Genomic DNA, 11,542 nt, shown 5'->3' with positions numbered 1-11,542 from the left:
CTCCTCCTCGGCCCGCGTTGCCGTCAGAGCGCCTTGCTCGGCAAGCCGCCGCCAGGTGAAGAGCTGGTTGGGCGATACACCGTGACGGCGGGCCACCAGGCTCACCGACGAGCCCGGCTCATTGGTCTCGGCGACCATCTCCAGCTTCTCCGTCACCGTCCATCGGCGCCGGCGCTGTGGTCCGGGAAGGACCTCACTCTTCGGATAAGAACCAGTCATGCGCACGACATTACTCCTAACCCTTATCTTAAGCGTGGGTCGTGTCCGGGCAATTAGGGGGCTGGTTCAACAATGGACGAGGTCGCGCAGCTTACGCACAAGGCGGACGGCGGTATCGTGCGAATTGTCGAGGCTTTAAAACGTGTCGGCTAGCGCTGGCAAACAGAAAACGCGCTCATCAGTGCAGCTTCAATCTGGGCCGGATGACCTGGTTGACGCGGCCCATTGCGATCAGACCAAGGCCACGCAGCCAGCCATGGATCGCGATGAGGTGCATGCGGTAAAGTGAAACATATACGAAGCGCGCAAGACGCCCTTCTATCGCCATCCGGCCGCCAATGAGATTGCCCATCAGGCTACCGACCGTCGAATACGTGCTAAGGGAAACGAGCGAGCCCTTGTCCTTGTAGATGAAAGGTTGAAGCGACCGCCCAGCGATTAAGGCGCAGAGGTTGGAAAACACCGTTGCCGCCATCTGATGCGCGGCCTGAGCCCGGGGCGGGATCGGCCTTTCGGCACCTTCAGGCTTGAAGAAGCAGCAATCACCCATGGCAAAAATCGCGTCGTCGCGCGAAGTCTGCATGGTCGGCTTAACCACAAGTTGATTGCTGCGCGTGGTTTCGAGCCCGGCAATGTCCTTGAGCAAGTCAGGCCCGCGTACGCCAGCTGCCCAAACCCGTAGGTCAGCCGGAACGATTTCCCCCGACTTGGTCACGACGCCTTGCCGAGAGACTTCCGTCACCACAGTGCCTGTGAGCACGCGAACGCCGAGATCCTCGAGCTCGGCGGTAGCGGCGTCGGCAAGCTTTTCAGGCAGGGCCGGCAGGATGCGCGGGCCAGCTTCAATCAGAGTGACAATAAGGCGCTTCTCGTCGAACACCTCGAGCCCGTAATGCCGCAGGCCAGCCGCGGCATTATAGAGTTCCGCGGCCAGTTCGACGCCTGTCGCGCCGCCTCCGACGATGGCAATGTTGACATGCTTCTCCGCCGCCTGATCGGCCGTCAGCGCACGCGAAACGCGCAGGCATTGATCCAATAACTTCTGGCGGAATCGGTCGGCCTGCATTCGGCTATCGAGGAAAAGGCAATTTTCGGCGACGCCTGGCGTGCCGAAGTCATTGGAGATCGCGCCGATCGCCACGACAAGATAGTCGTAGCGGATGCGATGACGGCCAGTGATTTCCGAACCATCCTCGTCAATCAGCGGCGCGACGACAACTTGCTTGTTCTCGCGGTCAATGGTCTCCAGCGTCCCCCGGAAAAAGCGATAGCCCCAGCGGAAAGCATGGCTCCGATAACCCACCTCATCGAGATTGGCATCAAGTGAGCCTGCCGCAACCTCATGGAGCAGCGGCTTCCAGATATGAGTGTTGTTGCGCTCGATCAGAATGATGTCGAACTGTTCGCGACCGAACCGGACGCCGAGCTTTCGTACAAGCTCCAAGCCGCCAGCACCGCCGCCGACCACAACGATCTGCGTTTTCAGCGCCATGGAACCAACTTATTTGAAAGCCGTGCCGTGGCCATTCTGTGTTCCGCGGATGTTGCCGAGACCCAAAGCAATATTCCATCGAAGGCTGCGTTTACGATTATGCGGAAAACACTCACACCAAGTTTCCAAAAAGCCTCTAAGGGCATTGATCATAATCTGAAGTCAGACAGCATCTTCTCTAGGCGCGATGTCCAGTCCGACAAGTTCTGCCCTGTCCGAGCTGAAAGACCGATAATCTCAGCATTAGGATTCACCGAAGCGATATTAGCTCTGCAAGCAGATTCGTCGAAGTCTACGTGCTTAGCGAGATCCATCTTGTTGATGATCACGATCTGTACCGCACGAAACATGTGCGGATATTTCAACGGCTTGTCCTCTCCTTCGGTGGTGGAGATCACAGCGACTTTCATCGCCTCGCCAAGATCGAACATGGCCGGGCAAACGAGATTGCCGACATTCTCGATCATCAGGATCGAACCTGGCTTCGGATCAAGGCTCTTCACCGCTTCGGCGACCATATCCGCTTCAAGATGACAGCCGGCACCTGTGTTGATCTGGATCGCCGGTGCGCCAGCCTCACGGATACGGATCGCGTCATTGCTGGTCATCTGGTCGCCCTCGATGACATTGATCGATACCTTGTCCTTCAGCGCGCGGATGGTCGCTTCGAGCAGCGCCGTCTTACCAGAGCCGGGAGATGAGACGAAATTCAGCGCCAACACACCGCGGCCTTCAAACCAGCCGCGGTTGCGCGCGGCGATCGCATCATTCTTGCCAAGAATGGCCGCTTCCAGCGCAACGACCCGTTGATCAGATCCATGCGCATGATGGTGGTCGTTACCGTGAGCATGCGGATGCAGATGGTCATGGGGATGCGTGTGGCTATGCCCATCGTCATGGCTGTGCGGATGCCGGTGATGGTGATCGTGCCCATGCGCGTGATCATGCGGATGCGTGTGGCTGTGCCCGTCGCTGTGGCTATGCGGATGGGAATGGTCATGGTTGTGGGGATGATCATGCGCATCTACATGATCGTTAAGGTGCGCCATGCCTTTGCGTAGCAGGCTTGTTTTGCCGCTCGCGAGATCGGTCATCGTCACTTCATTGGCCGTATCGGCACAGCCGCAGACTCCGCACATCGTCAGTCCTCCCTGAATTCAAATTCCCGGACCGTGAAGGTATCCCCTTCGGCCTCGATGAAACCCAGACTAGCTCCTGCGAGTCCGGTCTTGTCCGTCACGATATCCCAGCAAAAGGCCAAGGCCTGCCGCTCGATGCAAGCGAGCGGACCGATCGCCACCCGCACCGCTTTGACAGGCCGCCCTTGGGCATGCTCGCCAATGATGCCGGCAATGCTGCGCGCCATGCCCAGTTCATGCATGAGGCTTGCCTTTCCTGCACGGTGGACAGGCGGGACGTTGAATCCCGCCTATGCCCTCAGCCTGCCAAGATCATCACGCCGGCAACAGCACCGGCCGCGCCTATCAAGCGCTTGAGATAGATCGAGGATTTGGCCCCGAACCGGTCAAGTGAAAGCCCAAGCGCGATGCCTGCGATATGCAAGGCCGATGTCGCAGCGATGAACCCGGCGGCATAAGGTAGGAAGGCCGCAGCATTTGCGCCTTCTGTACCATGGGCATGGCCGTGGAACACCGCGAACAGCCCCACAAGACCCATGGAAAGCGTAAGCGGCAGCCGATAGTCCAACGCAACCGCGATGCTGAGCACCACAACTGAAAGGCCAATGCCCTGCTCAACCATAGGCAGCGGTAGGCCAGCATAGCCGGCCGCGCCCCCGGCAATCATGGCCAGCAAAAAAGCCAGCGGCACCATGTAGGTCGCGCGTCCGCCAAGCCGTGCGGCCAAGACACCAACAGCTACCATTGCGATCAAGTGATCCAGCCCGCTCAGCGGATGCATGAAGCCATGAGCCAGATCCTGTGCGGCACCATGGCCAGGATGCGCCATGGCTCCACTAGTTAGCGCGAGCAGGCCGCCGATGGAAAACAGTGCCAGTTTCTTCATGTTCATCACTCTCTCTTTTGCAAAACGCCGTCTTGGCTTTTGCTAGACTTGGTTCAACAGATTCTCGGCAGTTGTTCCCCGACAAGCATGTCGACGATGCGTGCCCCACCCAGCACGGTCTTCATGATGACGGTCCCAGGATGGGCCGTCACCGCTTTGCCGATCACTCGAGCACCGCGCCCGGCCGGAACCGATTTCATGGCGGCAAGAGCCGAAACCGCCTGATCCGGCGGGACAAACAGGACCAGAGTGCCCTCATTGGCGAGGTAAAGCGGGTCCAGCCCCAATATCTCGCAAATGCCGCGCACTTCCTGCCGCAAAGGCAGATCGGCCTCGGTGATCTCGATGCCGACTCCTGCAGCATAGGCGACTTCGTTGAGCGCCGAAGCTAGGCCGCCGCGCGTAGCGTCGCGCGCCGCGCGTATATCGGGCACCGCTGTCAGCACGGCCTCGATCAGATGGTTGAGTGGCTGGCAATCTGAGCGGATATCGGATGTGAGGTCCATATCCCCCCGCGCCGCAAGAATCGCCGCGCCATGATCGCCCAGCACACCGCTGACAAGGGCGATGTCACCGGGTCGGACGCTTTCGGCCAGCATGCGGCGTCCGGGCGGGATGACGCCAATACCTGCGGTGGTGACGAAGACGCCATCGCCCGATCCCTTGCCGACAACCTTGGTGTCGCCTGTCACGATTCGCACCCCGGCTTCCAACGCCGACTTCTGCATCGAGGCCGCGATCTGCCGCAATGTCGTGATCTCGACGCCCTCCTCGATGATAAAGGCGGCGGAGAGCCAAAGCGGTCTTGCCCCGCCAACCGCCAGATCATTCACCGTACCGCAGACTGATATCGTACCTATATCTCCACCGGGAAACTCCATAGGCGAGACCACGAAACTGTCGGTCGTGAAGGCAAGCTCCGCACCTGGCTCCAGCAGCGATGCGTCCATCAGCCGTGCCTGATCTTCCATGCCGGGCGGGGCGAAGACCGAGGTGAACACATCCTCGATGAGATCGCGCATCGCCTTGCCCCCCCCGCCATGGGCGAGGGTGACGCGCTGTGCCAGCACGCGGCGCTCGGGGCGAACCGTCTGGTTCATTCCACAGCCTCCAGCCGTAAACCGCCATATTGATAATAGGCGGCGCAGGCACCTTCTGAACTGACCATCAGCGCGCCAAGCGGCATTTCCGGTGTGCAGCCCTTGCCGAATTGCGGGCAGGCATGTGGCTTGATCCGCCCGGTCATCACATCCCCGCAGCGGCAGCCATCCTGCTCGCCGGTGAAGCGCGGGCCGGTGCCATAGCCGATTTCGAACTTCACTTCGGCATCAAAGGCGGCATATTTATCACGGATTCTGAGGCCGCTGGCATCGATCTCGCCAAGCCCGCGCCATTCGAAGCTCGGGCGCGGTTGATAGACCTCGTTGCAGGCGGCGATCGAGACGGGATTGCCCTCATCCGGCACGACGCGGGCATACTGGTTCTCGACCTCGGCACGGCCGTCGCGGATCTGCTCGAGCACCATCAGCACCGATTGCAACAGATCGAGAGGCTCGAACCCGGCCACGACGATCGGCTTCTTGTAGTCGCGCGCAATGAAATCGTAGGGGCGGATGCCAATGACCATGGAGACATGGCCGGGGCCGACAAAGCCATCCAGCACCATATACGGATCATCGAGCAGGGCCTTGATCGGCGGCGGCACGGTGATGTGATTGCAGAAGATCGAGAAATTGCTCTGCCGATCGGCATGGGCCTGCAGGATGGTCAGCGCAGTGGAAGGCGTAGTCGTTTCGAATCCCAGCCCAAAAAACACCACTTCCTTGCCCGGATTGCGCCGGGCCAGTTCCAGCGCATCGAGCGGGGAATAGACCATCCGGATATCCGCGCCATCCGCCTTGGCCTGCATCATGGACTTGCGCCGGCCGGGCACACGCATCGCATCGCCGAAGGTGGTCATGATCACATTCGGGCGTTCGGCGATATCGACGCATTCATCGATCCGGCTCATAGGCAGCACGCAGACCGGGCAGCCGGGACCGTGGATGAATTCAAGTCCAGGCGGGGTCAGCTTGTCGAGCCCGTAGCGGAAGATCGCATGCGTATGCCCGCCGCAAATTTCCATGATATGCAGCGGTTTGTCCTTGGTCGCGCCGATCTCGTCGACCACGCGTTCAATGGCGGCGAGCACGCCGCGTGCCGCGACCGGATCGCGGAATTCATCCGTATAGTTCATAAGGCCACCGCCATCATCCGCTCGGTGGCGCGCATCGCCTCAATCTCCTCCTGAGCTTCGCCAAGCTGCCGGAGCACATCCAGCGTCATCGCCGCTTCCTGCTCGTTGATCCGGCTCATCGCGAAACCGACATGGATCAGCGACCAGGCACCGACAAGGCTCTCGATCAGTTCGTCATCTTTGAGGATGCAGGCAACATTGACCTGCCTCTTCACCCCCATCACCTCAACTATAGCAAGCTTGCGGCTAGCATCTGCGATCGTCACGATCCGTCCCGGGATTCCTAGGCACATGATGTTTCCTCCGCTCTTTGGTTGGCCGATTGGGTGATGGCGAGCGCGATTGCCCCCTGGCCCAGCGAGAGCCCGCCATCATTGGCGGGCACCTTGCCATGCGAGAGAACGATCTTGCCCGCGCGCTCCAGCCCTTGATGGACGAGCGTGAACAAGGTGGCATTCTGAAAGCAGCCGCCGGATAGAGCGATGGTGTCGATCGCGGTATCAGCGGTGATCCGCGCCGCCATGGCAACAATCACGTTGGCAAGCCCGCGATGGAAGCGCGCCGACATCACACCCGCCGGCGTCTTCAGGATAAGATCGCCCAGCATGGCGCGCCAGACGGCCAGCGGCTCGATATAGGGCAGGCCATTGCCCTTCAGCAGCGGAATGGAGAAGGGGTAGGCAAGCTCATCGGGCTCGGACAGGGCATCCCGGTCAATTGCGGCCTCGAACCGCATCGCCGCCTCGCCTTCATAGGCCTGCGCCTCCCAGGCGAGACCGGCAATGGCCGCCGCCGCATCGAACAGGCGGCCGCAGGAAGAGGAAACCGGCGCATTGCGGCCTTGCCGGATCATGCTGTCCAGCGTAGAGCGCGACACGGTTTCAAATTGCCTGTTGAATTTTTCGAACAGCGGCAATTCGCGGAAATTCATCGCGAACTCAGACCAGCCCATTTCAGCCATCAAATGTGCATAGGCATTGCGCCAGGGAGCCTTTATGGCGGCCGTGCCACCTGGCAGGGCCACCGGCTTTAGGCATCCGGCCCGCTGATAACCGCAGTAGTCAGCGATAAGAAATTCCCCGCCCCAAAACGTGCCATCTTCGCCCAGCCCGCTGCCGTCCATGGCAATGCCGAGCACAGGCGGTGCACCAAGAGCCCGCCCGTTTTCCGCCATGCAGGCGGCGATATGCGCATGATGATGCTGGACCTCTACCACTGGCCGACCGTCGGCAAGGGCGTAGCCACGCTGCGTCGAGAGATAGTCCGGGTGCTGATCCACAGCAAGCAAGCTGGGGCTGTGGTCATAAATCGCCGTGTAGAGCGACAGGTTTCTTTCCGAATCAAGATAGGTCTCAGCATCTTCAAGATCGCCCATATGCTGGGAGAGAATGGCCTGCCCATCCTTGATCAGGCAGAACGTGTTCTTCAGTTCCGATCCCATTGCGAGAATCTGGTGATCGCGCGAAAAGCCCTCCGGCAAGGTGATGGCCTGGGGTGCAAAGCCGCGCGCGCGGCGGATCACACGCATCCGGCCAAGATCGATCCGCACCACCGAATCATCGATCCGATTGGCGATTTCACGGTCATGCAAGCAGGCGAAATCGGCGATGTCGGCCAGCCGGTCGCGGACCTCCTCATTGCCGATGCATTGCGGCTGGCCGGACGGATTGCCGCTGGTCATGATGACCGGCCGGCCGATCCGGCGCAGGATCATGTGATAGAAGGGTGTATAGGGCAGCATCACCCCAAGCCGGTCGAGCCCTGGCGCGATGCTGTCCGGCAGGCGATTCGGCTTGGTTTTCAGCAGCACGATCGGCGCTTCCGGGCCGCTCAAGGCGGCCGCTTCTTCATTCGAGACCTCGCAATAGTGGCGCACTAAATCAAGATCGCGCGCCATCAGTGCGAGCGCCTTGCCGTCCCGGCCTTTGCGGCGGCGCAGTTCAACGATGGCGGCAGCATTGGTCGCATCGCAAGTCAGATGCACCCCGCCAAGACCCCGGATCGCGACGATATGGCCATTGAGGATCATGCCGCCGGTCGCATCCACATCATCAAGCATCGAAAAGGCTTCGAGATGGACCGCCCCGCGACCGAGCTTCTCGATCCAGATTCGAGGCCCGCAGCGTCCGCAAGCAATGGGCTGAGCATGAAAGCGCCGGTCAGCCGGGTTGCGATATTCGGCTTCGCACGGCTCGCAGAGGTCAAACGGCGCCATCGTGGTGCGCGCCCTGTCATAGGGTGCGGATTCGATGATCGAGAAGCGCGGGCCGCAATGGGTGCAATTGGTGAAGGGATAGCGGTAGCGCCGTTCGAACGGGTTGCGGATTTCAGCGAGGCAATCCGGGCAGGTTGCAGCATCCGGCGTGATGCTGGCCCGCATTGCGCCTCCTGCATCCGATGCGACGATGCTGAAGCCCGGCGGCGGTGCTGTCTCCAGCGGCTCCATGGTTAATTCCTCGATCCGGGCGAGGGCGGGAAGGGCCTTGTGCAGCCGGGTGGGGAAGCTCTGCGTCCCTTCGCCCCAGATGCGTATCACCACGCCTTCGGCTGTGTTCCTTACATCGCCCTGAAGCTGCATGTCCTGCGCCAGCCGCCAGACCGCCGGACGGAAACCGACGCCCTGAACCTGTCCCCGGACGGTGAGGCGCGCACCGTTCATGATGCTGCATCCCAGATCAGCACGCGGTTATTGCCGCTATCGGCCACCGCAAGCACGGAGCCTTTGGCTGAGAGGCCATAAGGCCAGCACAGGCTATCGCGTTCGGCCAGGCCCCAGCGGTTATCGCCCTTGGCTGCGAAATCCGGCTGCCCATTCAGCCGGTCGGCGAAACACGCCATGGATGTGTCGGAAAAGCCGAGCAGGCGCGAATTAGCCGTATCGGCCACCACCAGCCTTTCGTCGAGCACGGCCAACGCATAGGGCATGTTGACCGCCTGAGCGGAAGGGTAATAGGCAACCATGTTGAAATCGCAGCCGGTCATGTCGTTCTGCCCGAGCATCGCATCGGCGGCCACGCCATTTTTGAGCGGGAATTGGTCAAAGATCATCACGCGGTTATTACCGGCATCGGCAACCGCAAGCCCGCCGCGCCAGCCAATCGCCATATGCGGCCAGCGCATGGACCGGGCGGAAACCGGTCCGCCAGCATTCTCATCCCTGCAGGTGAAATCATCCTGGCCAAGCACCAGATCGGCTTTTTGTCCGGTCCATTGCGGATTGTCGAAAACGAGAACCCGGCGATTGCCGGAATCGCAGATGATCAATCGATTGCCAATGGCAGAGACTCCATAGGCCCAATGCAGGGTGTCGGCGCGCGGATGATCCATGCCGCGATTGGCAAGCGCAGATTGACTATCCGCCTGGCCAAGGATGATATCTGCTTCGTGGTCCGGCCCTTTGGGCGTCTCCCGCCAGATTAGCACCCGATGATTCCAAGGATCGGCCACGGCAAGCCCGCCGCGAAAGGCTGTCATCCCGGTCGGCACATTAAGTGTGGCCGCCGTCACCGGCCCCTTGGCATTGCGGCCCTCAAGCCCGAAAGCAGGCTGGCCGATAAGAATATCGGCCGGAATATCGTCCTTCCTGGGAACTGTCTTCCACCCGAGCAAGCGATGATGGCCGGTATCGGAGACCCAGAGCGAGCCATCCTCATGCAGGCAGACACCGCGCGGGCCGAACAAGCGATGGGCAAGCGGTGTGATCGGTTCAGCTAGATGCCCGCCGTCTGTCCCTAGGATAACCCGTGCCCCGGAAGGATCGAGCAGCGGCGCTCCCTGCGTGATCGTACCCGGTGCCTTGTAGGGCGAGAAGGACTGCGACAGGGACACTTTCATCGCTGGATCCTGACTTCGATCCGGTTGCCGATGACTCGCACCGTATGCGGCTGCAGTTGCACTTCTGGCGCGGTCAAGCATTCCCCGCTTTCCAGCGCATAGCGGAAGCCATGATAGGGGCAGGTGAGAATGCCGTTGGCAAGATCGCCATCAGTCATTTCAAGCCCCATATGGGCGCAGGCATTCTTGAAGCAGGTCACCTGGTCGCCCTGGCGTGATAGGATGATCGCATGGCCATCGAGCTCCAGAAAACGCGTGCTGCCATCAGGCAATTCTTTGAGCGTCAGCGCAGTCAGCCATGGCCCGCCTGGAACATTGGCAAAAGGCGAGGTGAAATGCACCGTATCCGCCCCGCCGCCGCCAAGGCTCTTGGCCTGGCGCACCTCGGTGATTTCCGGCACCTGATCCTGTATCGCCTTCTTGACCCCAGCATAGAAGGTGAGCTGCGAGGCCGGGCAGCCATCGCAAGCACCCAGAAACCGTATATCTGCACGGTTTCCTTCTACCGCCGCGACCTCGGCATTGCCTCCATGGGTCGCCAGCATCGGGCGCACGGTTTCCAGCGCCGCCTCGACCCGTTCGAACAGCGAGGGCTTGAGAATGCCATGCCGCCTCAACACGGCGTAGACCACCTCATCCTGCGCGGCTTCCGCCAGAGCCGGGCCGAAACCCGGCTTGTCCTTGAGCGCACGAATCAGACGGCGGAAAGCTTCAGCATTGAGCGCATCGATCGCTTCAGCCTGCGCCTTTGCGCCCATGCGGGCGGAATCATCCCAAGATTGTGCCAGCCCTTCCAGGGCGCGCAATTCTCCCAGAAGCCGGTCAAGGCCAGGTGATTCCGCAGGATGGGCCAAGCCATTTTCCATGATTCAGTTGTATTTTACATCCTTCAGCAGAATGGGCTGAAGGAACCCAGCGACCGCGCCGGCCACGGGCACCGCAATCCAGATGGGGGCAACCAGACCGACCGCAATACCCGCCGCCGCACCGGCTCCAAAGCCGGTTAGAAGCAGACGGACGACGGTTGGGTTGTCCTTGAAAAGCTTGCCTGCGAAAAAGAGTTTCGCCGAATTGACTGCCATGCCGAACATAGATCTTTTCCTAGATGAAAGACAGGACGAGCGCAGTCGCTACGACTGCGACACTGCCTGAAATGATTCCATAGAGCCCGCCCATATACGCAGCGAGTTCCGCGCCGAGCGCTTCTTTACCAAGGCGCAACCCCGAAAGCATGCCAGCGCCAATGGCCGCGGCAAATCCGGCGATGAGAGCAAGAATTGTAAGCAAGGATCGTTCTCCACTGTTGGGTTCTTCAGTGTTCTGTAGAGGATTGAAACGCGGAATGCGGCGCAAGGGCTGCGGTTAGTTCAGCAACAGCTTCCCCAACGGCGTCAGCCTTTTCCGTCGCTCCGCGCGCACGGAAAATTGCCTGAGCTTCGCGCAAGAGCCCAACGGCCGTCATGATGTTGCGCGGATTGCCGGCTTCCGGATTCTCCGGATCATCCGGCAAGTTGGACAGGCAATTGGCTTTGTTGGCGATGGTATTGGCATATTCTTCAGGCATATCCCGCTCGGTGCGGACCTTGAGCGCCTCATCATAGGCATCCAGCGCCCGATAGCCGTTTTCAACCCGGTGCGCTGAGAGCCCGTCCCGAAAGGGTTGAGCGACTGGGGCACTCGTGATTCCAAGGGGTTGTTCAGGCCATCTTGGAGCGAGCGATGTGGACCCCAGCCAC

General features: G+C 60.6%; 12 protein-coding genes and 1 pseudogene. All 13 read right to left on the bottom strand.

All coding sequences use genetic code 11. The annotated features are described in order from the left end of the window. Positions 1-219 (bottom strand): transposase (locus C8P69_RS23665; RefSeq protein ID WP_211353853.1); only part of this gene is annotated, 219 nt, incomplete at its 3' end. A gap of 178 nt (positions 220-397) precedes the next feature. Next, a complete protein-coding gene (locus C8P69_RS22790; protein ID WP_108179731.1) occupies positions 398-1,711 on the bottom strand; it encodes an NAD(P)/FAD-dependent oxidoreductase in 1,314 nt (437 codons plus the stop codon). 149 nt (positions 1,712-1,860) lie between these two features. Continuing rightward, on the bottom strand, positions 1,861-2,805 hold the full coding sequence (hypB, locus tag C8P69_RS22785; protein ID WP_245902213.1) for a hydrogenase nickel incorporation protein HypB: 945 nt from the start codon (positions 2,803-2,805) through the stop codon (positions 1,861-1,863). 47 nt (positions 2,806-2,852) lie between these two features. Beyond that, a complete protein-coding gene (locus C8P69_RS22780; protein WP_108179729.1) occupies positions 2,853-3,092 on the bottom strand; it encodes a hydrogenase/urease maturation nickel metallochaperone HypA in 240 nt (79 codons plus the stop codon). 56 nt (positions 3,093-3,148) lie between these two features. Continuing rightward, complete coding sequence (locus C8P69_RS22775; protein ID WP_245902212.1) at positions 3,149-3,742, bottom strand: HupE/UreJ family protein; 594 nt, start codon at positions 3,740-3,742, stop codon at positions 3,149-3,151. Between the two features lie 47 nt (positions 3,743-3,789). Further along, positions 3,790-4,836, bottom strand: coding sequence for a hydrogenase expression/formation protein HypE (gene hypE / locus C8P69_RS22770; protein WP_108179728.1), 1,047 nt, complete (start codon positions 4,834-4,836; stop codon positions 3,790-3,792). Then, on the bottom strand, positions 4,833-5,972 hold the full coding sequence (hypD, locus tag C8P69_RS22765; protein ID WP_108179727.1) for a hydrogenase formation protein HypD: 1,140 nt from the start codon (positions 5,970-5,972) through the stop codon (positions 4,833-4,835). The genes hypE and hypD overlap by 4 nt, the downstream gene beginning before the upstream one ends. Next, the gene (gene hypC, locus C8P69_RS22760; RefSeq protein ID WP_108179726.1) at positions 5,969-6,265 is read right to left on the bottom strand and encodes a HypC/HybG/HupF family hydrogenase formation chaperone; all 297 of its coding nucleotides are present in this window, start codon (positions 6,263-6,265) and stop codon (positions 5,969-5,971) included. The genes hypD and hypC overlap by 4 nt, the downstream gene beginning before the upstream one ends. Next, positions 6,256-8,631, bottom strand: a complete 2,376-nt coding sequence (gene hypF / locus C8P69_RS22755) for a carbamoyltransferase HypF (protein ID WP_108179725.1) — start codon at positions 8,629-8,631, stop codon at positions 6,256-6,258. The genes hypC and hypF overlap by 10 nt, the downstream gene beginning before the upstream one ends. Continuing rightward, positions 8,628-9,806 (bottom strand): NHL repeat-containing protein, encoded by a 1,179-nt coding sequence (locus C8P69_RS22750; protein ID WP_108179724.1) that lies wholly within the window; start codon positions 9,804-9,806, stop codon positions 8,628-8,630. Before C8P69_RS22750 ends, hypF begins: the two co-directional genes overlap by 4 nt. Beyond that, the gene (locus C8P69_RS22745) at positions 9,803-10,660 is read right to left on the bottom strand and encodes a NifU family protein (RefSeq protein ID WP_245902211.1); all 858 of its coding nucleotides are present in this window, start codon (positions 10,658-10,660) and stop codon (positions 9,803-9,805) included. Before C8P69_RS22745 ends, C8P69_RS22750 begins: the two co-directional genes overlap by 4 nt. A gap of 15 nt (positions 10,661-10,675) precedes the next feature. Continuing rightward, positions 10,676-10,897 carry a hypothetical protein gene (locus C8P69_RS22740; protein ID WP_108179722.1) on the bottom strand — a complete coding sequence of 74 codons (222 nt, stop codon included), beginning with the start codon at positions 10,895-10,897 and terminating at the stop codon, positions 10,676-10,678. A gap of 221 nt (positions 10,898-11,118) precedes the next feature. Then, positions 11,119-11,542, bottom strand: a pseudogene (locus tag C8P69_RS24015) (hypothetical protein); the annotation flags it as partial.

Source organism: Phreatobacter oligotrophus (assembly GCF_003046185.1).
Lineage (GTDB): Bacteria > Pseudomonadota > Alphaproteobacteria > Rhizobiales > Phreatobacteraceae > Phreatobacter > Phreatobacter oligotrophus.
Note: the sequence above shows the minus strand (reverse complement) of the source record. Positions and strands in the feature narration are given on the sequence as shown.